The 26539-nt window shown below is 29.3% G+C and carries 21 protein-coding genes and 6 pseudogenes; 10 read left to right on the forward strand and 17 right to left on the reverse strand.

What is annotated here, in order from left to right; all coding sequences use genetic code 11:
* Window positions 1-138: 138 nt before the first annotated feature.
* Together BDW25_RS06250 and BDW25_RS06255 are read right to left on the reverse strand one after the other, a co-directional pair.
* Window positions 139-462 (reverse strand): annotated as a pseudogene (locus BDW25_RS06250) (HAD family hydrolase); the annotation flags it as partial.
* Window positions 463-682: 220 nt separating this feature from the next.
* Window positions 683-1699, reverse strand: coding sequence for a hemolysin family protein (locus BDW25_RS06255; protein ID WP_065581018.1), 1017 nt, complete (start codon window positions 1697-1699; stop codon window positions 683-685).
* Between the two features lie 172 nt (window positions 1700-1871).
* Between BDW25_RS06255 and BDW25_RS11045 the strand changes: the two are divergent.
* The 7 genes and pseudogenes from BDW25_RS11045 to BDW25_RS06290 all read left to right on the forward strand — a co-directional run.
* Window positions 1872-2106, forward strand: a pseudogene (locus BDW25_RS11045) (cassette chromosome recombinase CcrB); the annotation flags it as partial.
* A 684-nt stretch (window positions 2107-2790) separates the two neighbouring features.
* Entirely contained in the window at window positions 2791-4329 is a 1539-nt protein-coding gene (gene putP / locus BDW25_RS06265) for a sodium/proline symporter PutP (protein ID WP_049418347.1), read from the forward strand.
* A 536-nt stretch (window positions 4330-4865) separates the two neighbouring features.
* Window positions 4866-5216, forward strand: coding sequence for an SAUGI family uracil-DNA glycosylase inhibitor (locus BDW25_RS06270; protein WP_049418344.1), 351 nt, complete (start codon window positions 4866-4868; stop codon window positions 5214-5216).
* An 86-nt stretch (window positions 5217-5302) separates the two neighbouring features.
* Window positions 5303-5613, forward strand: a pseudogene (locus BDW25_RS06275) (DUF960 family protein).
* A 14-nt stretch (window positions 5614-5627) separates the two neighbouring features.
* Window positions 5628-6119, forward strand: coding sequence for a DUF1643 domain-containing protein (locus BDW25_RS06280; protein WP_049418342.1), 492 nt, complete (start codon window positions 5628-5630; stop codon window positions 6117-6119).
* Between the two features lie 25 nt (window positions 6120-6144).
* Entirely contained in the window at window positions 6145-6366 is a 222-nt protein-coding gene (locus BDW25_RS06285; protein WP_049418340.1) for a hypothetical protein, read from the forward strand.
* 272 nt (window positions 6367-6638) lie between these two features.
* Window positions 6639-7136 (forward strand): GNAT family N-acetyltransferase, encoded by a 498-nt coding sequence (locus BDW25_RS06290; protein ID WP_133945166.1) that lies wholly within the window; start codon window positions 6639-6641, stop codon window positions 7134-7136.
* 358 nt (window positions 7137-7494) lie between these two features.
* Here BDW25_RS06290 and BDW25_RS06295 read toward each other — a convergent pair whose 3' ends face one another.
* From BDW25_RS06295 to BDW25_RS06320, 5 genes and pseudogenes are all read right to left on the reverse strand, one after another.
* Window positions 7495-7803 (reverse strand): restriction endonuclease subunit S, encoded by a 309-nt coding sequence (locus BDW25_RS06295; RefSeq protein ID WP_243830613.1) that lies wholly within the window; start codon window positions 7801-7803, stop codon window positions 7495-7497.
* Between the two features lie 167 nt (window positions 7804-7970).
* Window positions 7971-8569 (reverse strand): annotated as a pseudogene (locus tag BDW25_RS11050) (restriction endonuclease subunit S); the annotation flags it as partial.
* Between the two features lie 69 nt (window positions 8570-8638).
* Window positions 8639-8782, reverse strand: coding sequence for a restriction endonuclease subunit R (locus BDW25_RS06310; protein ID WP_133945170.1), 144 nt, complete (start codon window positions 8780-8782; stop codon window positions 8639-8641).
* A gap of 176 nt (window positions 8783-8958) precedes the next feature.
* Window positions 8959-9444, reverse strand: coding sequence for a GNAT family N-acetyltransferase (locus BDW25_RS06315; protein WP_133945172.1), 486 nt, complete (start codon window positions 9442-9444; stop codon window positions 8959-8961).
* Between the two features lie 222 nt (window positions 9445-9666).
* Window positions 9667-10479 carry a Cof-type HAD-IIB family hydrolase gene (locus tag BDW25_RS06320; RefSeq protein WP_002488469.1) on the reverse strand — a complete coding sequence of 271 codons (813 nt, stop codon included), beginning with the start codon at window positions 10477-10479 and terminating at the stop codon, window positions 9667-9669.
* Window positions 10480-10617: 138 nt separating this feature from the next.
* Here BDW25_RS06320 and BDW25_RS06325 point away from each other — a divergent pair.
* Window positions 10618-11320 (forward strand): annotated as a pseudogene (locus BDW25_RS06325) (IS3 family transposase); the annotation flags it as partial.
* Between the two features lie 56 nt (window positions 11321-11376).
* A protein-coding gene (locus tag BDW25_RS06330; RefSeq protein WP_243830614.1) for an IS6 family transposase occupies window positions 11377-12050 on the forward strand; the annotation gives its coding sequence in 2 pieces (ribosomal slippage) (window positions 11377-11566 and window positions 11566-12050; 675 coding nt in all).
* Window positions 12051-12279: 229 nt separating this feature from the next.
* On the opposite strand, the gene BDW25_RS06335 is transcribed toward BDW25_RS06330, so the two are convergent.
* The 4 genes and pseudogenes from BDW25_RS06335 to BDW25_RS06355 form a co-directional block, all read right to left on the reverse strand.
* A complete protein-coding gene (locus BDW25_RS06335; protein ID WP_002454574.1) occupies window positions 12280-12621 on the reverse strand; it encodes a nucleotide pyrophosphohydrolase in 342 nt (113 codons plus the stop codon).
* Window positions 12614-14344, reverse strand: coding sequence for a DUF2075 domain-containing protein (locus BDW25_RS06340; RefSeq protein ID WP_133945174.1), 1731 nt, complete (start codon window positions 14342-14344; stop codon window positions 12614-12616). The genes BDW25_RS06335 and BDW25_RS06340 overlap by 8 nt, the downstream gene beginning before the upstream one ends.
* 1555 nt (window positions 14345-15899) lie before the next feature.
* Window positions 15900-16109 (reverse strand): hypothetical protein, encoded by a 210-nt coding sequence (locus BDW25_RS06350; RefSeq protein ID WP_133945176.1) that lies wholly within the window; start codon window positions 16107-16109, stop codon window positions 15900-15902.
* A gap of 13 nt (window positions 16110-16122) precedes the next feature.
* A pseudogene (locus tag BDW25_RS06355) lies at window positions 16123-16332 on the reverse strand (DUF1643 domain-containing protein); the annotation flags it as partial.
* On the opposite strand from BDW25_RS06355, the gene BDW25_RS06360 reads away from it, so the two are divergent.
* Window positions 16301-17116: a hypothetical protein gene (locus BDW25_RS06360; protein ID WP_166667415.1), complete on the forward strand. Its 816-nt coding sequence runs from the start codon at window positions 16301-16303 to the stop codon at window positions 17114-17116. The pseudogene BDW25_RS06355 and the gene BDW25_RS06360 sit on opposite strands and share 32 nt — an antisense overlap.
* A 258-nt stretch (window positions 17117-17374) precedes the next feature.
* On the opposite strand, the gene BDW25_RS06365 is transcribed toward BDW25_RS06360, so the two are convergent.
* The 6 genes from BDW25_RS06365 to walK all read right to left on the reverse strand — a co-directional run bounded on the left by BDW25_RS06365 (window position 17375) and on the right by walK (window position 26529).
* Window positions 17375-20602: an SIR2 family protein gene (locus tag BDW25_RS06365; RefSeq protein WP_133945180.1), complete on the reverse strand. Its 3228-nt coding sequence runs from the start codon at window positions 20600-20602 to the stop codon at window positions 17375-17377.
* Window positions 20603-20634: 32 nt separating this feature from the next.
* Complete coding sequence (rlmH, locus tag BDW25_RS06370; protein WP_002488447.1) at window positions 20635-21114, reverse strand: 23S rRNA (pseudouridine(1915)-N(3))-methyltransferase RlmH; 480 nt, start codon at window positions 21112-21114, stop codon at window positions 20635-20637.
* A gap of 419 nt (window positions 21115-21533) precedes the next feature.
* The gene (locus BDW25_RS06375; protein ID WP_107639335.1) at window positions 21534-22316 is read right to left on the reverse strand and encodes an MBL fold metallo-hydrolase; all 783 of its coding nucleotides are present in this window, start codon (window positions 22314-22316) and stop codon (window positions 21534-21536) included.
* A 273-nt stretch (window positions 22317-22589) separates the two neighbouring features.
* The gene (locus tag BDW25_RS06380) at window positions 22590-23381 is read right to left on the reverse strand and encodes a two-component system regulatory protein YycI (protein WP_002488464.1); all 792 of its coding nucleotides are present in this window, start codon (window positions 23379-23381) and stop codon (window positions 22590-22592) included.
* Window positions 23382-24713 carry a YycH family regulatory protein gene (locus BDW25_RS06385; protein ID WP_002449265.1) on the reverse strand — a complete coding sequence of 444 codons (1332 nt, stop codon included), beginning with the start codon at window positions 24711-24713 and terminating at the stop codon, window positions 23382-23384.
* Window positions 24703-26529 carry a cell wall metabolism sensor histidine kinase WalK gene (walK, locus tag BDW25_RS06390; RefSeq protein ID WP_002449341.1) on the reverse strand — a complete coding sequence of 609 codons (1827 nt, stop codon included), beginning with the start codon at window positions 26527-26529 and terminating at the stop codon, window positions 24703-24705. The genes BDW25_RS06385 and walK overlap by 11 nt, the downstream gene beginning before the upstream one ends.
* Between the last annotated feature and the right edge of the window lie 10 nt (window positions 26530-26539).

Below are 26539 nucleotides of genomic sequence, written 5' to 3' on the forward strand. Positions count from 1 at the left end.
TTACATAGTGCATACCTTTTTTGTTTATTGATGTGTTCAAAAAACATAACAGCAATTCTTATAAACCTCATATGTTCTGATACGTTCAAAATCCCTTTATGATGCGGTTTATCGTATAAAAGTTAATTACGTATTGTTTCAATCACTATTATTATCGTCATTTATAAGTAATGTATTCAATGTTTCTATTACGCCATCTCTATCATTATTAATTGAACTTAAATTTGCTTTACTTTTAAGTTCTGGATAAGCGTTGTCCATAGCAACTTTGTATCGTGCATGCTCAAATAAAGGAATATCATTTAAACCATCACCAAATACAATCGTTTGTTCACTACTTATATTTAATAAATTTTGTAAAAAGCGAATCGTTTTTCCTTTATCAACGTCTTTATCTACTGCTTCGATAGCAGCTTGAATATGTTTACGTAAATATTCAATACGGTAGTCATCATGAATATATCTATAACAATAAATCGTCTAGTCTTAAATGATTCGTTTAATCAATGATATTTGTTCACCAACTACAGTAAAACAACTACTAACTTTCACTCTTCTCATTTCATGTAATCGTTATAATTACAAGTTGAGTCAGATGTCAATTTTTAAAATATATAAATAAAAAATGCCCTATCATTCAGACTTTCAAATCTCAATGATAGGGTCAGTATAAACAATTGTATTAATTATATTCATCTTCAATATCGCCAACGATTTCTTCAAGAATATTTTCTAAAGTAATGATACCTTTGAAATCAGCATCATCATAAACTGCAGCAATATGAACTTTTTTCTTTTTCATTATTTCCAAAATGTGCTTCAATGGCGTATCCAGTTTAACGTTGATAATTGGATTAACAAATGTCGCCAACTTAGATGGCTGATCCACATTAAATAATGATTTGGAATGGATAAAGCCAACAATTTGATCATCTTTAACAGCTGGATATCTTGTAAATGCATCTACTTTAATTTGTTGAATCGCATCATCAAAACGTGTATTTAAATTGAGTGTTTTAACATGTTCTTGATCGATCATAATATCTTTTGCGACTAAATTATCGAATTTAAATGCTTGATTAATATGATGTAACTCACTGTCATTAATTTCGCCACCTTCATGGCTATCTTGAATTAATTGTTTCAATTCTTCTTCAGAGTGAAATACCTCACTCTCTTTAGCTGGTTTCATGTTGAACATTTTCAAGATTAATCGTGCGGCACCATTTAATAGCCAAATAAATGGATACATTATTTTATAGAAAAAGATGATTGGTTTTGCAAAGAGTAATGTAATATACTCTGCTTTTTGAATCGCAATGGTCTTAGGCGCCATCTCACCTATAACTACGTGTAAAAATGTCGCGATAACAAACGCACCACCAATAGTAAATGGATGTATCCATGCTTCAGGAATACCTATACTACTGAATAGTGGGTGTAGAATAAATTCAAATGTGGATTCCCCGACCATACCAATACCTAAAGCGGTAATGGTAATACCTAATTGACAGGCAGCTAAGTATTCGTCAAGATGATCGACAACTTTTTTAGCAGCGATTGCTTTCTTCTCTCCTGCATTAAACAATTGTGCAATTCTTGTTTCTCTGACTTTCACGATAGCAAACTCTGTCGCTACGAAAAATGCCGTTAGGACTAATAATAATATAAAAGTAATCAGACTAAATAGGGTCCCCAAATATGTTCCTCCAAAATAAAAATATAGACTTTTTATTATATGAATTGTATCAACGTTTTATATATAATCAAAATATTTAAATTTTAAATACTAATATCAATAGTGCTATCAACTAGAACAAGATAAACAAACGGAAGCTCCACATTATGATGCTGATATGACTGCACAGACAACATTCAAAGATATTGAAGAATTAGAGAAAGAGTAATTGAAATCACTGTATCTAACGGTTACCAATCGTATGGATATAAGGATAGATGAATATAATAAAAAGTAATTTTACATTATCCTTAAATTGAATAACGCTATTATTACACAACTATTTGATAATCATCCCACTCGACAAAGTCCCCCTCAGCATTTCGTCTTTATTTTTGCCACAAACTTTATATATAACTATTGAATAAACAATGACTATTCTGTTATTCTTTCATTTATTTTATCTAACCAATTTTAGAATTCTCTTTATCAATTTCAATAACACTTATCTAATGAAACAGCCATTGTCGTCATTATTTTCATAACTACACGAAGCTTATATTGAAATTGCTAAAGAACATCCCACAATGATTTTTTACCGGAAAAGGAATGGGATTTGTAGATTCGAAGAAACAGAAGGATTGTACAAGCACAATCCCAAAATCTCGTTATTTTTTATAAATGAATAATATATATAGGGAATCAGAGAGATACACTCCTCATCAATACTCATAAATAATGAGCTGATTGTTCATCAAAATACGCGGTATTTCGGGATTTCCTTGTTACACCAACTTTTATCACAGGTTTTTATATAGAATTTTCTCATATTGTCAACGGGATTCGTAATAAATGACAAATCAAATATATCGATTTATATGTTACTCAAATATAGTATATTTATTTTTATTATCGTTATATACAAAATTAATGAATATTATATACTAAAAATTAATATTAAAAATATATTCACTGCTACATAAATACAGTATTTATAATTAATAAGATTAATTAAATACATAAAATTTAAATTTACCCTTTAAATAACTCTTGTTTTTTGTATAATTATTGTATGTAACTAAAATAAATATATAATAAAGGAGTTATTAATTATGTTTATTCTTGCTACATCATTGTCAAGTCAAGTAAATCCTGATTGGCGAACTTATGTTATGCTTGCAGTTTATTTCTTTATTTTACTTATTATTGGGTACTATGGTTATAAACAAGCAACTGGGGATTTGAGTGAATATATGCTTGGAGGGAGAAATATAGGACCTTACGTCACAGCATTATCAGCCGGCGCTTCTGATATGAGCGGTTGGATGATTATGGGATTACCTGGAGAAGTTTATACTACAGGTTTATCAGCAGCATGGTTAGCTATTGGATTAACTATTGGAGCTTATGTTAACTACATACTTGTAGCACCAAGACTCCGTGTGTACACTGAAAAAGCGAATGACTCAATCACATTACCTAACTACTTTACACATCGCCTTAATGATCATTCTAATATTATTAAAATTATCTCTGGTGGTATTATTGTTGTATTCTTTACACTATATACTCACTCGGGTATGGTTTCAGGTGGTAAATTGTTTAATAGTGCTTTTGGTCTAGATTATCATGCTGGTCTTATTCTAGTTTCGGTGATTGTTATTGCTTATACATTCTTTGGGGGATATTTAGCTGTATCATTAACTGACTTCTTTCAAGGTGTAGTTATGTTAATTGCGATGGTTATGGTACCTATTGTAGCCATGATGCAGCTCGGAGGTATTGACGCTTTTTCTCAAGCAGCAGATTTAAAACCGACTAATTTAGATTTATTTAAAGGTACCACTATTGTGGGCATTATTTCTTTCTTTGCTTGGGGATTAGGTTACTTTGGTCAACCGCATATTATAGTACGATTCATGTCAATCAAATCCGTTAGTCAATTAAAAACAGCCAGAAGATTTGGTATTAGTTGGATGGCTATTAGTTTAATTGGTGCTGTATGTGTAGGATTGATAGGTATTGCTTTTGTTCAAGATAGAGGAGTTAAATTAAATGATCCAGAAACACTTTTTATTTTAATGGGTCAAATTTTATTCCATCCATTGGTTGGTGGTTTCCTTCTTGCAGCAATTTTAGCAGCTATTATGAGCACAATCTCTTCACAACTACTTGTTACTTCTAGTTCACTTACAGAGGATTTCTATAAATTAATTAGAGGCGAAGAAGCTGCAAAAAAACATAAAAAAGAGTTTTTATTAGTAGGTCGATTATCTGTTCTTATTATAGCAATTATATCTATTATAATCGCATGGACGCCAAATGATACTATACTTAATCTTGTTGGTAATGCATGGGCTGGATTTGGTGCTGCATTTGGTCCACTGGTATTACTATCTCTCTATTGGAAGGGATTAAGTCGTACAGGAGCTATTTCTGGTATGATATCAGGATCAGTTGTCGTCATTATTTGGATTGTTTTTGTGAAACCATTGGGAGAATATAATGACTTCTTTAATTTATATGAAATTATTCCTGGATTTTTAACAAGTTTAATTGTGACTTATGTCGTAAGTCTTATAACTAAAAAACCGAATAGAGATGTTGAAAAAGAATTAGAAGAAGTTAAAAAACTTGTAAAAGAAAAATAACACTTTGTCACTTAAAGAGGTAGAACAAGAAATTGTGGTTCTATCTCTTATTTTTTTATTTACAAATTTTATTTTATTGAAGTATATAATTTTTATCAATTTCAATAACACTTATCTAATGAAACAGTCATTGTCGTAATTATTTTCATAACTACACGACGCTTATATTGAAATTGCTAAAGAACATCCCACGATAATTTTTTACCGGGAAAGGAATGGGATTTGCAGATTCAAAGAAGCAGAAAGATTGTGCAAGCACAATCCCAAAATCCCGTTATTCTTTATAAATAAATAATATATATAAGGAAGCAGAGAGACCTACACATATCATCAATACTTATAAATAATGAGTTGATTGTTCGTCAAAATGAGTGGTATTCCGGGATTTCCTCGTTACACCAACGTTTATCACGGGTTTTTGATCGGAATTTTCTCTTATTCCCACCGGGATTCGTAATAAATGACAAATCAAATATATATTATCCCAATGATGTATATCAACTACATCACTATCACACTATCTAGGAGGCAATGATATGGAAACAATCACTCAAGAACTCAAACAATATATAACTCGTCTCTTCCAACTATCTAACAATGAAACGTGGGAATGTGAAGCATTAGAGGAAGCAGCAGATAATATTCTACCCGAACGTTTTATTAACGATACCCCACTTGCGCATCTTACACTTGACACTTATACCTACTATAATGATGAGCTACATGAGCTAAGTATCTACCCATTTCTTATGTACGCCAATAACCAACTCATCAGCATTGGTTATTTGGATCATTTTGATATGGACTTTCTCTACCTCACTGATACTAAAAATACAATTATTGATGAACGTCATTTATTAAAAGAAGGAGGGAAAGACCATGAATAATTGGATCAAAGTTGCACAAATATCTGTTACGATTATTAGTCAAGCAATTATCATCATGAAAGAAATTCAAGACGAGGTAAAATAATATGAAAATCAATCGATATATCACAAGAGGCATTAGTGAACACCTATCTCTAGAGCTTCAAATATTACTTTGGAATATGGTGAAAGAAAGAGATAATCAACCCCATATAGATTACCTACACATTTTTAGACTGCAAGAAGATGAAAATATACTCACAATCACACATGAACAAGAACAACCCGCATACAAATTGGAATATCACTATACAAACTATATAAAAAATCAAAATGCATTACCTAAGAAAGTCTACGTCATCCGAGAAGATGATGTAGACATTTTTTTTATGTGATGCTTTTACCAGAAGAACACTAAAAGGAGTGACGATGATGAATACAATCAAAAGTACAATACACACAGAATCCATATTTAGCGATGATGAACAACACCGCTACTTACTCAAGAAAACTTGGGATGAAAAGAAACCGGCTTGTACAGTAATCACCATGTATCCTCATTTAGATAGTGTATTATCACTCGATCTCACAACTGTTCTCATCCTCAACCAATTAGTAAATTCTGAACAATATGGCGCTGTATATTTTGTTAATCTATTTTCAAATATTAAAACACTTGAAAACCTTAAACATATCAAAGAACCTTATGACGAGCACACAGATATCTACTTGATGAAAGCGATAAGCGAAAGTGACACAGTCATTCTAGTCTATAGCGCCTATGCGAAGCGCCCTGTTGTTATCGAACGTGTTGAACAGGTGATGGAAATTTTAAAATCTCATAAAAAGAAAATTAAAAAACTCGTTAATCCAGCAACAAATGAAATTATGCATCCACTTAATCCTAAAGCACGTCAAAAATGAACATTGAAATAAAGGAAGATTATCTATGAACCATGACACTACACAATCAGATTGGCGAATGGTTGCTAGTTGTTTAGCATCGCAAGATTATGTATCAATAGTAAAAGGTTTAATACACCATTTTACAGCAATTGAAGATGAAGCAATACTTGATAAGATCTATGATGATTTTATGAATGATGATTCTATAACAACGTTACTTAACAATGATTTACAAACAATTATTAGCCATTATCTATCAAAATAAAAACTATATTCTAATAAAACTAGAGCATCCTTCACTTTTACGGTGAGGATGTTTTATTATTTTTTTATTGTTACTATTAATATTTTTATTCTTAATACAAAAAATGTGAGAATTTTATAGGTTTCATAGTAAAAGTAATAAATCAAGAATAACAAGAAAATGAGAATTAGTATGTGATGAATTGTTAAAATAAAGTGTTCACAGTGAATGATGACTTATTGGTTATTTATATTTATAATGCAAATATATAAGAAAATCTTGGGAGTGGAATTATGAAACTAAGAGCATTAGAGTATAGTGATTTACTTTTTGTTCATGAATTAAATAATGAATATTCTATTATGGCTTATTGGTTTGAAGAACCTTATGAATCCTTAACGGAACTTCAATATTTATTTGATAAATATTTATTAGATGAATCGGAAAGACGTTTTATTGTTGAAGATGAAAATCAAGTCGTAGGTATTGTTGAATTAGTAGAAATTAATTACATCCATCGTAATTGTGAAATACAAATAATTATTAAACCTGAGTTCAGTGGTAAAGGTTATGCAAAATTCGCATTCGAAAAAGCGATAAATTATGCATTCGATATATTAAACATGCACAAAATTTATCTATATGTTGATACAGATAACAAAAAAGCTGTGCATATATACGAGTCACAAGGATTTAAAACAGAAGGATTACTCAAAGAGCAATTCTATACTAAAGGTAAATATAAAGATGCCTATTTTATGTCATTATTGAAATCTGAATATATTTTGTAGCATAAAAATAACTCATATATTCATTTAGGTAGGTTCAAACCTAAATTACTTCTACTAAAATTGAAATGAGCTTCACTCGAATGTCCGTAAGAGAAATAAATTCTTGATAAAATCTACGAGGATTTTATGAATGATGACGCTGTAACAACGGTGCTTAATAACGATTTGCAAACAATTATTAATGACTATCTATCAGAATAAAGTTTATATTAATTTCAACTAAAATAGAGCATCCTTCACTTTGCGGTGAGGGATGCTCTCAATTTATTTTTTTCTATTTTCAATTAACATAATAGGTCGTTATCAGTATTAGATAAACATTTTTTGTAAAAAGCCTTATTTGCGTTGTTTTAATAATTCATTCAATCTTTGAAACTTGTTTTTCAATCAGTTTATCAAAACTATTCAAGAATCTTCCTATTTTTAATTGTTCTTCAAAATTTGGTACTTCGATACTAATATTTTCAAACGTAGACTTATTTACAATTTGAGTTGCTGTTTTCCCTACAATACGTTTCATATATTTTAACACTTTTTCAAAAGCATAATATAAAAAGTCTATGTTCTTATCATTATTAGGAACTAGCGCATTTATTTGTTGATTACATGATCCTTCTTTTCTTAAAATTGCATTCTTTCCAATACTAGCTATACAAGTAATAAGCAATGTATTTTTAGGTTAATTGTCTAGTTTTTTTAAACCCTTCATCGCTCAACATGTACTCACTCTTTTTTATTATTTATATCAGTAGGTGTAACCCATATATAGTTATTACTATTCCAATTTACACTTTGTTTGTTAATAGGCGTATTACCTGTATAAACATTACCTAATTCTTTAATTTTTTGAGTTACCCATTTAGAATACTCATTTTCATTTTCATCCTTAAATCTTGTGAAAAAATATTTTGCATATAACCTTTCTTTTGTTGCTCTAACAATTCTAGTTTCTTCTCTTCCAACTCAATCTGACGATCGAGTTTGCTAAAGAAAGTTCCTATTTTTTCTTGTTCTTCTAGACATGTATATGGTATTTTAAATTTTTCTATGTCCCTTTTAGTAATATTAGGATCTTTTCAACTACTTGCTGCAAAACATCTCCACTGTTTTACATTAAAATTGAGATAGGATTGCAAAAACTTAGAATTATAATTACCCTTTTTTATTAGAGGTGAAATTGCTTGGTTAGTGGTTGCCTTGATATTCAAAATTCCTGTTCTACCAATTTGATTAAACCCACCATACATAGCTATTAGTACGGTATCTTTAGATAAAAGTTTCAAGTTATTTAAAACAATATCAGTTAATTTTTCAGAAGTATCATTAATTAATGAATTATTTAAGTCTGTAGTTTTCATCCAAGGTATATTTCCATTTTCATAATAAGAAGTATTAGATCTAAGAGGTGTAGAGCCAGAAACAACATTAAACAATTCTTAATAATTTTTATTTCCCATTCATCTCTAAACTCTGGAAATCTCAGTTTTGGAGTATTTATTTGTTCAGACATGTTTTAACGCTTCTAGTTCTTTGAGATATTCATTAATTTCTGATTCAATATTATGTATATTTACACTTTCATAGTTCAAATCCTTAAATTTTTGAAGTACCTCATTATCTAATGCATATTCACTCTGATAAGCCATTCATCCACCTTAAACTTAATCTTTCCTTAAATATGTCAAAATTTAGTAATAATTAATATTGGATGCGTTATTTTATACTAGATAAATAACGAACTTTTTTAAAATATAGTATATTTATTACTTTTTATCTGTAAATCCAACTAATAATTTTACTAAAAATTACTTAACTTGGAATGTTAATTTAAGTCGCAAAGTTTTTTCTCCATTCTTACTATACCTTCCTCATCAGCAATACTGACTCCATTCTTGAAGTTATAGCCAAACTTCTGATAGAAAGGAACTGCAGTAATTGATGCTGGTATCTCTATCCGGTTAGCTCTCTTATAAAACTCATCGTCTTCCAATGTATTAATAATAAGTTTTCCAATCCCTCTACCTTGGTATTCAGGTAAAACAAAAATAGTGAAAAAACTACTCTCTGTTGGACTATCCCAATAGGGACCAATTGCACCTGTCGCAATGATAATCTCTTCATCTCTAAATACATAAAAGTGAGTCCAAGAAGCTCTTTCGATGATTGACGACACGGTTATATTCTCAGCATCTTTTACCAAATCTTCTTTAGAATAATCAGAGATGTTCGTTTCAAACATTGCTCGATGAATCAACTTAACAATTTCCTCAGCATCCTTTTCTTCAAAACGTTGAATATTAATGCCCATAAAATCATCTCCCTTGCTTTTAAAAATACTCTTTGCTAAGTTTTCATCTAGGCCTTCTTTTCTACATAATACTTTTTAATTCAAATATAATAAACTATTGATCAAGCATAAATATTTCACAATACATTTTATCAATCATTAAAAAACCGCATCATTTATGATATGCTTCTGCGTATCGGTTAATGATGCGGTTTATCGTATAAAAGTTAATTACATATTGACTCACACACTACAATTATCGTCATTTATAAGTAATGTATTTAATGTTTCTATTACGCCATCTCTATCATTATTAATTGAAATTAAATTTGCTTTACTTTTAAGTTCTGGATAAGCGTTGTCCATAGCAACTTTGTATCGTGCATTCTCAAATAAAGGAATATCATTTAAACCATCACCAAATACAATCGTTTGTTCACTACTTATATTTAATAAGTTTTGTAAAAAACGAATCGTTTTTCCTTTATCAACGTCTTTATGTGTGATATCTATCCAATGCTCTTCTGCAGCTACGATATAGAGATTATCCTCATATTTACTTAAACCTTTAACATGTTCGAAACACTCACCTTGTGAATCAAAAATAGTAACCTTTAAAATATCCTGATTAATCATATTTAAATTTTCTACAAAAGTTACTTTCTCATATGAACCTAAAACCATGTTTCGTTCTTTTTCGGAAATACGCTTCTCAGCATAAGCCATACCATCTGTGCAAACAATAATTACTAAATTATCATCAATAGCTTTAATTGTCTCAATCACTTCAAATCCAAGTTGATTGCTAAATGTTTTAGTATAGATATTCATTCCATTAATTTTAATTCGTGAAGCACTGTCTCCAATAATAAATAAATCTTTCGCTAAATCTCCAACAATCGCATCTACACGTTCACTTTGTTTTCCTGTGCAAAAAGCTAAACGAATACCTCTATTCTTCAATTTAATCAATAATTGTTGAAACTTTTCACGATTGAAACTACCTTGTGAATTTAAAAACGTACCATCCATATCTGTTACGATTAATTCAAACATAACATCCCTCATTTATATTTTTTACTTTATATAGAAAAACACCTTATTAAATTTGGACTGACCCCAATTAGTGGGAATTATATAAAAACACTTTCGTTGAATTCATATTAAAATGAATCATGCGGAGGTGTTTTTTCTATAAAAAGAGTTTCTTATTCAGTAGAAACAAAGTATAAAGCTGTTGAAATGAAAGCAGCAGGATTTTCAACAAAAGAAATTATGGAAGAATTAAATATTAGAAATAGAACACAAGTGAAAACTTGGTGGCGATGGTATCAAAATGGGGAAAGTTATAGATTTTCACAACACGTTGGTAAACAATATACCTACGGTAAAGGATTAGAAGAGCTGTCAGAAGTAGAACAATTAAAATTAGAAAATAAGAGAAAAGATATAGAATTGGATATTTTAAAAAAGTACAAGGTATTGGAAAAGAAGTGGTACCAACAGTAGTCATAGATTTAGTGGATCAATTAAAAGGAAACGATTCAATCAAATTGATACTAGAAGTATTAAACATACCTAAATCAACATATTACCGATGGAAAAACAAAACCTATAAAAATGATACTGTAACACAAAAAGTCATTGAATTATGTGAAGCTAACCACTATACCTACGGTTATCGTAAGATTACAGCACTGATTAATCAATGTTATACATCACCAATTAATCATAAAAGAGTACAGAGAATTATGTAGAAGCATCATTTGAACTGCCGAGTTAGACCTAAAAAACGACAAGGATAGGTAAACCGTATTATAAAACAGACAATTTATTACAAAGACAATTTAAAGCGAGTTGTCCCATGGAAGTATTATCAACCGATATTACTTATTTAGGTTCTGTTGCAAAGTTGAATTTATAGTATAATTTTAATAAAAAGGAGTCTTTTGTATGAACTATTTCAGATATAAACAATTTAACAAGGATGTTATCACTGTAGCCGTTGGCTACTATCTAAGATATGCATTGAGTTATCGTGATATATCTGAAATATTAAGGGAACGTGGTGTAAACGTTCATCATTCAACGGTCTACCGTTGGGTTCAAGAATATGCCCCGATTTTATATCAAATTTGGAAGAAAAGCATAAAAAAGCTTATTACAAATGGCGTATTGATGAGACGTACATCAAAATAAAAGGAAAATGGAACTATTTATATCGTGCCATTGATGCAGAGGGACATACATTAGATATTTGGTTGCGTAAGCAACGAGATAATCATTCAGCATATGTATTTATCAAATGTCTCATTAAACAATTTGCTAAACCTCAAAAGGTAATTACAGATCAGGCACCTTCAACGAAGGTCGCAATGGCTAAAGTCATTAAAGCTTTTAAACTTAAACCTGACTGTCATTGTACATCGAAATATCTAAATAATCTCATTGAGCAAGATCACCGTCATATTAAAGTAAAAAAGACAAGATATCAAAGTATCAATACGTCAAAGAATATTTTAAAAGGTATTGAATGTATTTACGCTCTATATAAAAAGAACCGCAGGTCTCTTCAGATCTACGGATTTTCGCCATGCCACGAAATTAGGCATATGTTAGCCAGTTAAGGGAACAACGACATGATAAAATGGTAATTAGCTATATTTTTCTAACTTTGCAACAGAACGGATCCACAACTGTGTGATGAAGAAAAACAGGAGGTGTGATTTGATGTTGATAAAGTTTAAATTAAAATACTCTCCACCATGCCCACACGAAAATGTGTAGGTAATATGAGGAGTTTCTGGGATTGATAATTTTTATTTGAAAATATTAAAGTATTTAAAAACCAAATTTCTAAGACATTTCATTATACTTAATTTTGTTATCTTTACTTTTTGCTATAGGATACTTCTCCGCGTTCTTCACTAACTTCTTACGGATAATATCATTGATATCAAAATTTAAATTGTCTGCTAACATATAGCTATATATTAAAACATCTGCTATTTCTTCAGCTAACCTTTCACGATTAGTTTCTACTACTTCATCAGATGTTTTCCATTGGAATAATTCCAATAACTCAGCTGCTTCTAAAGTAATGGACAATGATAAATCTTTCTCATTATGAAATTGTCTCCAGTTACGAGCATCTCTAAATTTATTAATTTCTTTCACAATATCATTAATTTCATCCATTGCTCTCATCCTTTGCTGCTATTTTTAGCGCTTCTCTTAACTGATCATCTACAGCATAAATATATAAGCCATTTACACCACGTGTTAATAAGACATTTAATTCATTCTTCAAAAGCATTTCTGAAAAATACTGTTTTGATCCGTCTTTTAACGTTCTTCTTTGCGTAGCTTTTTTATTAGCACTCTCACTTTTGTCAAAAATAATTTTACCATTTCTATATTTAACTGAAGGTCCTATAATGACGCCCGCAAAGTTTAAATCTAAACCTTGTATAGTAAATGTTGAACCTATTTCATCAATTGTTTGATCTTGCTCAACCCACGGTAAGCTAACTTGATTTCTATTAGCTTTTAATTGATAATTCCAAGGCATGGACCAATTTCCGATTTTAACTCTCCAAAAGTCTTCATGATTAGGCGGCTTGGTTCCATACTTCCAATCAAATGTAGCAAGCATTCGTGATATACCACTATCTGTATGTGTAGCTTTTATCTTAATAGCTTTTTCTAACTCATCTGGTGTATCAAAGATTTTAATATCATATCCTAATTTATCTTTAGGTATAGAATTTATTACTTGATAATCAACTAAGTTTCTGATCCAATTAACAGTTGAAATATCACTATTTATACGCATTTGATTTCTCAATGTTACATGATTACTATTACTTTTGGCTTTATCAAAATATTCATTCAACTTATCTACTTCCCAAATTTGTTCAGTAGTAAGAACTTGTTTTATATCAAATACAATTACCACAACCTTGGCTCTCGCCAATAAATCATCTAAATGATTTTTACCTTGATAACTTTGCTTCCCTTGAGTTAAAAGTAAGTGTGCTTCATCAACAATAACTACATCTACTTTTTCATCTGATGAGTTGTTATTAATAAAACTAGTAGGTTTTTGAACAATTTTATTTTTTTTATTAGCTATACCTAATTTAGAAGCTATTTGACTATATATAGAAACATGCTCATTATGGTTAACTAAAAGATGAATATCTAAATTTTCATCTAAATCCAAATTGTATTTTCCTAGTTCATAAAGTAATGTACTCATTAGAACTGTTTTACCTGAGCCCGCTTCTCCTTCAACAATAATTAATTGTCCATCTTCATTTAAAAGTATACTTTCTTTAATTTTAGTTAGTATTTCTTCTTTAGCATTAATTTGTTCTTGTGTCAATTTATGAAATGGAGATGCTTTGAATATAGCTGAATCTTTAATAATACTTTCTATAGGAAATAACGATTTATTTTTTTTATTTAAAGATTGCCATATTTCAGAGAATATTTCATCAAGCATTTCCGATGTATAATATTCATTTTGTTGATTTGTTCTACTATTATGAACTCTAGATATATTCTCTACACTCAACAAATACTGCATTAATCTATTTTCAATATCGAGAGTCAAAGATTTATTAAATAATTCATGACCAATCACATACATTGATGATTTTTTTGATTCAGAAAAATCTTCCCAAAATGATTTCACCTTCGTATCAGCATTTAGATGCTGTCTTGTTCTATTTCTTATATCAGCTGTTTCTCCCACATAAACTTCAAAATTATTTTCACTCTTTTTGTCATTAATGATATACACAGTCGGATATCTCAATAAAAATTTCCCATTTGCTGAAATATTCCACTTACGTACTGAGTTATCTAAATCCTCTAGTGAATAGTTAATATTTTCTATTTTTAATAAGTTTCCCATTATATCACCTATCAATTTCTCATATATACGTCTCTATTTTATCAATTTTATGCTAAATTAATATACTTTTTTATTTTTATTGAGAAAAAATTGTAATCATCGAGATAGTATACTGTGTACATGGTACTCAAGTTACGTCAATACCTTAAACCGTCCAACTGTTGCAATTGATTCTCTAACGATTATTCACTTTGATTAGTCGCAATTTTATTTAATAATCACTTAAAAATCAAATGAACATCTGATCTAATATATCTATCTTGTGAAGTGTCATATAATATTAAAGAAGAACTAATAACTCCCTAAACAATCTTAAACACAAAATTGCTTAACATAATATCTACATGTTTTTTCTTAATACACTAAAAACCTTATCCCTTATGGTACGTTTCTCCCTATCAGTAATTTTGCTAAAAAACTTTCAAAGTTATTATTTTTTCAACAAATACTTTAGAAAATTTTTATTATTTAATATTAATTTTATTTAAATTTTAAAGTTTTTTTAATATTAATAATGATCGTGCAGCAAATAATACAGAAACAACTATTGTAACCAAACCGGAGTTAGACTGTTCATCTGTTTCTGGTAATGTATTATTCTTAACTTGTATTTGAGTGTTATTACTTGCTTGAATAATACTTAAATTCTGTAATTGATTACTCTGTGTTGGTTCATTATTGTCAATTGTTTACTTTTAATCCTCATTATTCGCACTATTAGTAGATGATGTGAAATATTGTTTTTTTGTTAATGAACAACAACCTACTTTAGTTCATTCTTGATAGTCAGTCACAGCTATAGCTCCGGACCAGTTTCTACTAAAATATCTTTATAAAATTTAACAGCTCCATTCTCATGTTAAGACTTATTACAATGAAAAATCACATAATAATCTTCTTTATACTTATTTTTTAAATTTACACTTTCTAGATGATAACCATGTTCTTTCATAGCACTAATTCTGATATTTGTAACATTATTAGGCGTTACTTTACTTTCAACCGCTTATGTTTGATGTGTTTCTGTCCTACTACATAATAAAGCACTTACTAAAGTAATTATGACAAAAATATTTGTTTTATATCTTATTTCAAATTTAATTCCTATTTTTTGTTTTCTTCTTTTTAATTTCTTAAGTAGCAACTCTCGAATTGCAATACACTGCATCCAATCCTTCAATAATATACGTTCCATTCACTGTTATTCGTATTTCATATTGATTTTCTAATTCCAACTTAATTATAAAAAAAATTATTTGTATGAACGTTATTTTTGTTTCTGCTTATTTAGAAATGAATGTCAATTAATTGCAAAGATAATGAATTACAGTTTAAATCTTAACTTTTTTATTCCCCCTTTTTTGAAGAATATTTTGTCAAATCAAATATATTTTTAATACTTATTCTCTATTCTACGGAGGTTATCGATTTCTTTTGAATCAAGCCAATTGGGATCATCAAGATGAGGTACTCGTCCCCTCTTTTACGGGGTGGTTGTCGATTACAGATGATTATTTAATAAATATGTTCACTAATGGAGTTCTCGTCCCCTCTTTTACGGGGTGGTTGTCGATTGTAAATCATTATTAAGTACCGTTGTAATAGAGTCATCATTCATAAAATCTTCATAGATTTTATCTAGTATTTCTTCATCTTCGATCGCTATAAAATGATGTACTAAACCTTTTACAATCGATATATAATTTTGCGATGCTAAGCAACTAGCAACCATTCGCCAATCTGATTGTGTAGTTTCATGATTCATAGATAATCCTCCTTTATTTCAATGTCCATTTTTGACGTGCTTTAGGATTAAGCGGATGCATAATATCATTCGTTGCTGGATTTATGAGCTTTTTTACTTTCTTTTTATGAGGTTTTAACATTTCCATCACTTGCTCAACACGTTCGACGACAACCGGTCGCTTTGCATAAGCACCATAAGCTAGAATCACTGTGTCACTTTCACTAATCGCTTTCATCAAGTGGAAAACTAATAATCTGTCATCTTCCTTTATCATAGGAGCAGCTAATACTACTAGAAACTCATTATTTCTTGTTCATGGTATCTCAATAGTCACTGGAATAATCGATTTATTTAAGAAAAATGAAGAAAATGAAGAATTAACTACTTTAGAAGATATAACTGATGAAGAATTGAATTTGATAAAAGAAAAATATGAAGAGTTAAGCAAAAATACGCTTACTCAAACAAAAGTTATAACCGATTTAAAAAACAAAATAGATAAATATAATATTCCTCTCTCCTTAGAATTAGAACATCATTATCTAAAGTTAGATGATGCATATCAAAAACATGTTAAAGGAGATTATAATCATAAAATAGAACTTCAACAAATTAAACAAAATTTTAGAAATAATAAGAAGCGTTACTTAGATCTATCACATTATAATAGTAAGAATGAATTTAATAAATCTTTAAAAAATAAGAATATAACTTTTAGTAATGGAATTTTATTACTTTGTTATTGGAGGTTATATTATTATCATAATGATTTGTATCGGGATTTAAATAATATAAAAGGAAATATTTCTACAGCTGAATTAACTAATATATTAGTTAATTATTATGAATTTATAAACTTGGACTTAGGGGCAGCTGTTGAAGATTATTTATTTAAAATTGAGGATTTAATATTAAAGCAAAAAGATAAAAACAGTGAAAGTATTTCTGATAAAGCGTTTATAATTAGACAAGATAAAAAAATGACTATCAAAAGATTGAAAAAGATTTATTATCTGATTGTATAGATTTAGTGTATCAACATTTTAATCTGGATATTATTAAATTTATCGCTAAAGAATATACACTAGCTTTTTACAAACATGAGTTATTAATTAATTCATTAGAGCACGAAGATATAGACTTATCTTTATATATATATAGAAAACCTTTTTTAGTAAAGATAACATTCTAATAGAATGAGAATAATACTATTAAAATAACATTAGTATTATTCTCATGTTTTCAATCATTTTAATCCTCTCATAAATAAAAATTTAAATCATTTATTTTATATATTTGTCTAATTCAGCCTTAGGAATCTCTTCTTTTATTAAATTAACAAACTTACTTGTTAATTCTTTTGAAGCAATGTTATTAATTTCTTTTAATAAATATTCTATATACATAATACCTTCAGTATCAAAAATTAACATATTGCTATTTTTTAAAGTTAATAACACGTTATAATAAAAAATTAAACATTTCTCGTCAAAATTGTTAATTTTATAAACATAACTTATTTGGCTAAATTTAATCCTTTCTGAGAGTTTTAATCGTTTAAACATCTCTAATAATATATTAAGTTTTTCAAATTTTCTCATATGAATATTACTTATCAATTTATTAATTAAAGTCGTTGTTAGTTCTAAGTTCTCAACAAAATATTCTAACCAATTCTTAAATTGAATATATTCTTGATCATTTAAATAAATATCTATCATTATTTGAAATATTATTTTAGCTTTTTCTTTTTCTACTTTATCAATATTAATATTACTTATCGGATTAACCTTTTTAAGTAAAATTAATGTTAAATTATTACGTAAAAAATCATCATAAATGTTATTTTCAAAAATTTGTTTAGCACTTAACTCAAAAAAATCAATATATTTAGAATTATTATAAAGTATGTAGTTATGAGAAAAACCAATAAATATATCTATCTTATTGTCAGGTAAATCTACTATTTCATAAAAATTGATAAACTGTCCTATCAAATAATATTTAATGATATTAGTTTCTTCAATTTTTTCTTTTACTCTACTTTTATTATTACAATTTTTCACTTGACATAAAGATACTATATTAAAATATTTGCCTATTTTTGAATTAATAAATCTTGTTAAATCAACAATATTTTCTTGATTTTTTACATTTAATTCATCACTTTTACTTAAATCTACAGTCATCAGCAACTCAAAGATTTTATCAGTATTAATTTTAAATTCTTTTATTAATCTTTCTAAAAGATCAAAAATATTATTGTTGATATCTATTAAAATTTTCTCTTTTATATTTACTTCTATAAATGTATCTATATCTTTTAAAGTAAATATTTTTTGAGTAAGACCAAAAACTACTATCTTGTATATAGCTTTAAAATAACTTTTACTTAATTCTTTATTTTTAATTAATTTACTAAAGAATTCTTTTTTTTCATTACTAGAACATTTTGAATTTTTAAAACTATTAAATAATTCAATATTTTGTCCTTCTAAATTAAAATGATTTTTTCCATTAAAGTATGGTTTCTGTTTTGTTGCTTCTAATAGTTTTTTTTCTATTTCATGGTATTTAAAACCAGCTAAATCTATTGGATAAAAAGGTTTATCTTCTATCCAAAAAGCTTCAGTAAAAATTATTTCATTTTTAAAATGTGATTCACTACAATTTTTTAATTTATTTTCTAAATTATATTCCTTAGAGTATTTATCTATAAAATTCTTAACCTTTATATCATAAAATAGATATTCTCTATCAATGTTTATAACTAACTTTTTTATTAGCTCTTCGTTTTCAATGTTATTCTCTTCAATTCTATGTATTACTATTTTTTGTACAAATGGAAATGAAATAAGCTTATTACTAATTCTTTTTCCAAAAGATAAGTTATTTTTCTCCCAAAGACTAACAATAGTATTTATACCAGGGTCTAGAATTAATTCTTCGTATGATTTTATTTCTAAAGATAAGTTATTTTTTTGTAACTTTTTAATAATTCTATTTCCTAATTCATCTGTTATTTTTAAATCATCAACTAGAATTTTTTTTACTTTAGTTATGTCTTCAATATTTCTTCTACTATTATCTATTCCATTAATTATCCATAAAAGATTAATATATTTATTATTAGATTGTATAAACCATCTATTATTCAAATATATATTTAAGTTTTCTTCTATATAATTAATTTGCTCTTTTTGTTTGAGATTTTTAACTTTTTTCTCCACAATTCTTATTAGTGCTTCTAGTATATTATAGTTAAATCTTTTCAAAGATTTTCCAATACTAATAATTTCTTCTATTGTTTTTTCATTCATTTCCTTATATTGATTAGCGATTAAACTCCATAAATTAAATAATTCAATTTCGTTTTTTAATACATCAACTGGAAATGGCTTTAATTTCATTAAATTATTAATTGCTTTTTTTTGGATTTCAGTATTCGCTGATAGTACTTCTTTAATGCTTTTATTTAATTTAGAATAATCTCCATTATCAATTACGTTATTTATAATCGTTCTACTTTCATCATCTTCCGTTATTAAAGCCTCATAAACTTTTTCATAACTATACAAATTCTTTTTTTGCTGAATTTCATTAACAAATTCTTCTAAAAATAATGGTAATTCATTATAATTTTTTCCATACCATATAATATTGATATCATATTTTTTGTTATAATAATCCCTTATAAACTGGTTAAAATCCTCGTTATCATCCCTTTTCATTAGAGCATACAATTTGATATTTTTGACTTTTTTACTTAAAAGATTCATTATTTCTTCTTCTTCTAAACTACATCCTATAAAAACCATTGTATAACTTTTTTCTTTTTTAAATAGAGTTCTCATCAAATCTATATAACTATTTTCTTCTAAATACATAAAATTATATGAACTAGCTGAACTAATAAAGTATTCAGGGTTACTATTAGGAGTTCCGTGAATATGAATAACGCTAGGATATATAAGATTACTAGGTATTTCTGAATAATTGTTAGAAATATTAATGTTTTTTTCTTCTTGCGATTTTAAATTTTGTTCAATATTTTCGTCATAATTTGTCGTAATAAAATTAGCTTTAAGTTTTGTTATTTCTCTAAGAATACCATTATCAGGGTTAAGTGGGGGCATATCTTGAAAAAAGAATTTTTCAAATGATAATACATATTGATTATAAATTTTGTCTGATTCTTTACTATTAATGGCTTTAGAGTATTTTTTTATCATGTGATTAACAAGATCAACTTTTCTTTTATTACTAAGTTTGGACTTCAGTAAAATATCTAAGATTATATAGTCATTTCTATATACTTTTGGATAAAAAGTTCTTTCATCATTAGTAATATTTATAAGATTAACTTTCCAAAATTGTATTAGTTCATCTACATATTTATTCCAATCAGGATATCCTTGCGATATTGATACGCCAGCACCAATAAAAAATAATAATGATTGCTGCTTTTCAGCATTATAAATATCATTAATAAATTCTTTATCTATTTCCAAATTACTATCTCCTTTTTAAAAAATTTTTAGTTTTATTTGTGATATGCTTCACCTCGCATAATCTTAAATGATCGATATACTTGTTCGATTAAGACGACGCGCATCATTTGGTGTGGGAAGGTCATTTTACTGAATGAGAGTGCGTAGTTGCTGCGATTTAAGACGTCTTGATGGAGTCCGTTTGATCCCCCAATGACGAAGACGAAGTCGCTTTGTCCTTGTGTCATACGTTGTTGTAGTTCTTTAGCTAACCCTTCCGATGACAACATTTTACCTTGTATTTCTAATGTAATAACGGTGGCTTGTGGTTTAATTTTGGCTAATAATCGTTGTCCTTCTTTTTCTTTAACTTGTTCAATCTCTTTATCACTCATAGTTTCGGGTGCTTTTTCATCTGGTACTTCAATCATCTCAATTTTAGAATATGCTCCGAGTCTTTTTTCATATTCAGCAATCGCTTGTTTCCAGTATTTTTCTTTTAATTTGCCGACAGCTAAAATAGTAATCTTCATTATAGTCCTCCGTGTTGATAATAGTTATTCGACTTATCCACAAGTTATCAACTTGTTAACAGAATTCCCTCTAATTATAACAGGAATGTATATAAATTCTGTGGAAAATTTGAGATTTATCTACAAAAAGTGTCAAGTACACACTATTTTTGTGGATAAGTCTGTGTATAATGTGAGTATTTCTGTGTGTATTATTCACAATAGTGGATAACTTTCTTTAAATTTGGGGATAACTTCACGACCGTCTTTTATATTTATTCACAGATTCTAGTTAAATCGCACTATTTATCCACCTTTTAATGAATATTCATGTATAGTCCAAATTGTTAGATAATAACTTTAATTTTTCGAAAAAAAGAGCTTAATAAAAACCTCATATTTCCTTAAGGTTTCATTAAGCTTCATACTTCTTTTCAATTTTATAACGTGTAAATCGGTGTCGCTTGTGCTTTATCTGTATCACATAATAATACTTCTTTTTCAGTATCAATATCATGTTCATTTAACACTTGTCCAACGCTCATGCGTGCTAAATCTTTCATATTATTATCACGAGATAAATGTGAAAGATAGATACGTTTCGTATGACCTGTAATCACATCCGCCATCGCATGTCCTGCATCTTCATTTGACACATGTCCCATATCGCTTAAAATACGCTGTTTCGTCTTCCAAGGATAACGACACATGCGCAACATATCCACATCATGGTTACTTTCAAACATAAATGCATCACTACCTTGAATCATACCTTTCATTCGGTCTGACACATAGCCAGTATCTGTAATCATCGTAAATTTTTTATAGTTATTATGGAAAATGTAAAATTGGGGATCAATCGCATCATGAGAGACATTAAATGATTCTATATCAAAACCTGCAATGGATTTCGTTTCATACGGATTGAAAATAAATTTTTGATCCATTGGAATTTTATCGTCTTTTTTCTCAATCGCTTTCCACGTTTTTTCATTCGCATACACGGGTAAACCATATCGACGTGCAATGACGCCCAGTCCTTTAATATGATCGCTATGTTCATGTGTCACTAGGATGCCATTCAGATTCTTCATATCTCTATCAATCTGGCTAAATAAATTTTCCATCTTTTTACCCGTAAGACCGACATCTACTAATAGACTGCCTTTCTCACTTTCTACATAAGTCGCGTTTCCTGTACTACCGCTTGCTAATACGCTCATTCGAATCAAGATGGTTCATCCTTTCTCATTATCTTAAATTTTAATTATTTAGAGTGCCTTCAGTCTAATTATTTTATATTTACTTTTTTTCTAAAAAAATATAGTTTCGAACTTGTATCTTTGTTCGAAACCTTCCGCTCTAAAAGTACTTTTATAGTATACTATACCAACCTGTAACTAGAAATTCCAATTCTCTGTTTATATTAACGATTTAAGAGCAAAACAACGGGCAACTTTGACCGTCATTTTGCTCTATTTAAAATGCATCACTTTTTAGTTATCAATCACTTTAGGATTGACTGAAGTGGCTTCAACATAATATTTTTTCGTTTCTTCTTTACCTTTATGTTTCACTTTGATTTCCCAGTTTGCTTGTAGTAATTGAACGTTGGTTTCTCTTACTACTGAGTAATATCCTAGTCTAGCATCTAATACTTCATCGCCAGCTTTTAAGTAACGATTGAAATACAAGCTTTCAATTGCTTTACGCGGCGTAATGACTTGCTTCTTAGGATTATTGTCACCTTTTGCAGGTTCAATTTTACTCATTAATGTTTGTTTATACGTGGTCGCTTTACCATCGTCTATATTAAAGCGAAGCCGTGCTTTATTGTTATTAAGCAATGGGTATCCATCATATGTTTGTTCGTAAGTGACTGTATTTGAATTCATATCGCCAAGTTGATAGACCTTACCATTATAAATATGATTGATAATGTAATCTTTTAAATCACTAAGATTACGATCACTTACATTTACAGTATTATCTACCTCACCGCTTAATGTGAAACCAGAATCACTTGTTTCTAATGAAGATTTATTTTCAGCGTATGATTTAAAGTTCTTAGAAGTAGCAGTAATCATTTGCATCTTCGTACCACTTACATCTTTATTTAATACATCTGTCGATACTTTAATCTCTTCTTGCTGGAAGTTGACTTCATTATCGCTTTCAGTTTCATTAATTTGCGATTTAGTCACCTTATTAATATAAATCAGAATGAGAAAGATATTGACTAGAACAAACACGAAAATAAACAATGTTTTGGTTAGTTTCCAGTTCATTTATTCAAGCCTCCCATCCTGATATACATACCACTCACCATCATACTCAACATACCACGTTGGAATAAATACACTATTCCGTTGTACTTCGATGTCATCTTTATCTGGCTTATCATCTTCTTTATAGCCAACGATCATATTCGATACTTTTTCAAAATCAATGTTATGATTATTTGCAAGTGACGCACGCACAGTTTCCAAACTATCTAATGATGTCGTTGCACCTTCTAAAGGCACGCTTGAACGTAGAAGAGCACGTTTATAGTCATAAATTCCTTTTTCTCCCCAAGTCACATTAATTTCATTCAACTGTTGATCATTAAATGTAGGATGTCCATTGAGGAATAGTTGATAGGTTAATTCTCCTGACATATTATCTGTATCGAACAGACGGAAATCATCGTTAAAGAAACCACCATGATTATTAATATATTCGAATGTACTTGGGATGGAAGTATCCATATCTTTCGAACCTGATTCATCTTCCGATAAGTTTTTATAATGGTACTTTTTACTGTCATCATTATAGTTTGCGACGCCAGTATTATTATTATATGTAGTTGAACCACTTTTTCCGCTTCGAATAATGACAGAATCATCAAATAAAATTGAGTTCATCGTTTCGACTGAAATCGTATCATATACCATACGATATGAGTGTAGGTCTTTTGGATGTTTCGGCGCAAAAATATGCGTTGATTTATCAATCGTTGTCTTATTCGTAATCACTTCCGAATAGGTTTCCATATCTTTTTCTAAATGATGAATGGTTTTAGTAAATGGCGTTGCCTTAGCGTCTATCGTCACTTTCATGACTTGTTGATGATGTTTACTCAGCGCATATAGTTCTAGATCACCCTTAGAATTTTTATCCATTAAAATCCGATTAAAGCTAAAATGTTTAGGAATTTTAGCTGAGTTATTAAGTACTTGACCTAAATAGGTGGTTAATGGCATATCATACGTAAAATCCAATACGACAAAATCATGGTCTAATATCGGGGTTTGCAAATTATACCCTTTTTGCATCAATTCTACTTTACTCACTTCATGATCTTTGAGTGGATCAATAACTTGAGCGAGTTGAGATCTTGATGGTGTCAATCCTTTTACTTTATCCCCTTTAACTGACACAACTTGATAAGGTGAAATCACTGTGTCCATCTTTGCAGCTAAAGGTTTACCAATGGTTTTAGTATTATTTTTTTTACTATCCGCGCTGTCTAAATTATTTAAATCTGGAGTAAAGTTCCAAATCATATACGTAAGGACAATACTCATCATGACTAAAAGAAAAAGGATAACTGATTTAATATGTTCCTTACTGTTCATCCCAATCACCGTCGTCTATCACTTCACATGGAAGCGTAATAAATATCGATGTGCCTTGTCCTTCAACACTGTTTGCCCAGATACGACCATTATGTGCTTCGACAATTTCTTTTGAAATGGCCAGTCCAAGACCCGTACCACCCATTTTACGTGTACGTGCTTTATCTACACGGTAGAAGCGATCAAAGATTTTATCTACTTTATTAATTGGAATACCGATGCCATTATCTTTAATACGAATGGTCATTCGATTATAAAGTGCATTTTGTTTCACGTGGAACTCGACACGTTTATCTCCACGAGAATATTTCATCGCATTCGTAATGACGTTATCAAATACTTGCGTCATCTTATCTGGATCTATTTCTGTGAAAATCGTTTCATTTGGAATTTCACGTACAAACGTTGTATCTTTCGCTGCCATTTCATGTCGATTAATAATTTTATTAATAAACATATTAAAGTCGACAATTTCTTTTGTAATTTGTTCTGTCTCATTATCCATTTTAGATAATTGAAGTAAGTCATTGACCAGTCGAATCATACGTACCGTTTCTTCACGTGTGACTGAAAGGAACGATGGCGCAAGATTTTCATCTTTCCAAGCGCCTTCTTCAAGTGCTTCAATATAACTGTTCATTGAGGTTAGTGGCGTACGTAATTCGTGTGATACATTGGCAACGAATTCGCGACGTTCACGTTCTACTTGTTGTTGCTCTGTAACATCGTGTAATACGGCGATATAACCATTAACAAATCCTGTATCTTGTACAATCGTGCTAAAGTTGACACGTGCAATAATACCTTCTTCTTCGTTCATATCAATTAAGATACTATCATTATTCTCTTGAATTTCTTCTAATGAAAAATCGCCTTCTATTTTTAAAACATTTAGCATGTAATAACCAATGAGGTCTTCTTTCGCCATACCTAACATTTTAATCGCCATATCATTCACAATACGAATACGACCACGTCGATCCGTCGCAATGATACCATCACTCATATGTGTAATGACAGAATCGAGTCGACGTTTTTCACTTTCTGTATTCGCTTGGGCTTCTTGTACACGTTTAGAAAGATTATTAAACGCAAGCGCAAGTTCACCAATTTCGTCATTGCCATAAATCTTAACACGCTGTGTATAGTTCCCTTTTGACATTTCAACTGTTTGGTTACGCATATCTGTAATCGGTCGCGTAATCGTTCGCGCAATAAAGAAACCGAGTATGACCGTGATAAATAAGGAAATAGCCGTACCAATAATAAAGATTTGATTGATATTGTTAAGCTGGTTATATACATCATTAATATTTGACTCTATGTAAATATTACCGATCACATCATTGCCATTCTTAACTGGTAAGTTGTAAATCCAAATCCGTTCTTTACCATTACCATAGTCTTTTAAGACGTTATGACTATTTGCTTCGCCAAGAGAGATTGCTTTTTGAACAGAATTATCATTCACTTTTTGATTAATTAAGCTATGGGATGATAACTTCGCTGTAGCCATTATAATTTGATCTTTATCAATAAAGCGGATTTCTTCAATCTCTTGTCGGTTAGCGTATTCATTCAGTAGCGATTGAACTTCCTTTTGTGCATTTGAAGGATTATCTTTATAAATACGCTCAATATTGACTTCGAGTTGTGTCGCATATTGTTTAATATTCTTCATGAAATTATTGGTTAATTCTTTTTCTAAACTATTAGTGAAATACAGACCAATAATCTGCATTCCAATAATAATCAGTAAGACATAAACAATAACGAGTTTTGTGTGAAGGGATTGGAGTTGTTTCAGCCACTTCATCGTTTGCAAC

Source organism: Staphylococcus sp. AtDRG32 (genome assembly GCF_004365845.1).
Lineage (GTDB): Bacteria > Bacillota > Bacilli > Staphylococcales > Staphylococcaceae > Staphylococcus > Staphylococcus hominis.

Coding starts and splice junctions, on each gene's coding strand:
- putP (WP_049418347.1), top strand. CDS start 2,791: ATGTTTATTCTTGCTACATCATTGTCAAGTCAAGTAAATCCTGATTGG.
- BDW25_RS06270 (WP_049418344.1), top strand. CDS start 4,866: ATGGAAACAATCACTCAAGAACTCAAACAATATATAACTCGTCTCTTC.
- BDW25_RS06280 (WP_049418342.1), top strand. CDS start 5,628: ATGAATACAATCAAAAGTACAATACACACAGAATCCATATTTAGCGAT.
- BDW25_RS06285 (WP_049418340.1), top strand. CDS start 6,145: ATGAACCATGACACTACACAATCAGATTGGCGAATGGTTGCTAGTTGT.
- BDW25_RS06290 (WP_133945166.1), top strand. CDS start 6,639: ATGAAACTAAGAGCATTAGAGTATAGTGATTTACTTTTTGTTCATGAA.
- BDW25_RS06310 (WP_133945170.1), bottom strand. CDS start 8,782: ATGGCTTATCAGAGTGAATATGCATTAGATAATGAGGTACTTCAAAAA.
- BDW25_RS06315 (WP_133945172.1), bottom strand. CDS start 9,444: ATGGGCATTAATATTCAACGTTTTGAAGAAAAGGATGCTGAGGAAATT.
- BDW25_RS06320 (WP_002488469.1), bottom strand. CDS start 10,479: ATGTTTGAATTAATCGTAACAGATATGGATGGTACGTTTTTAAATTCA.
- BDW25_RS06335 (WP_002454574.1), bottom strand. CDS start 12,621: ATGGATGAAATTAATGATATTGTGAAAGAAATTAATAAATTTAGAGAT.
- BDW25_RS06340 (WP_133945174.1), bottom strand. CDS start 14,344: ATGGGAAACTTATTAAAAATAGAAAATATTAACTATTCACTAGAGGAT.
- BDW25_RS06350 (WP_133945176.1), bottom strand. CDS start 16,109: ATGAATCATGAAACTACACAATCAGATTGGCGAATGGTTGCTAGTTGC.
- rlmH (WP_002488447.1), bottom strand. CDS start 21,114: ATGAAGATTACTATTTTAGCTGTCGGCAAATTAAAAGAAAAATACTGG.
- BDW25_RS06375 (WP_107639335.1), bottom strand. CDS start 22,316: ATGAGCGTATTAGCAAGCGGTAGTACAGGAAACGCGACTTATGTAGAA.
- BDW25_RS06380 (WP_002488464.1), bottom strand. CDS start 23,381: ATGAACTGGAAACTAACCAAAACATTGTTTATTTTCGTGTTTGTTCTA.
- BDW25_RS06385 (WP_002449265.1), bottom strand. CDS start 24,713: ATGAACAGTAAGGAACATATTAAATCAGTTATCCTTTTTCTTTTAGTC.
- walK (WP_002449341.1), bottom strand. CDS start 26,529: ATGAAGTGGCTGAAACAACTCCAATCCCTTCACACAAAACTCGTTATT.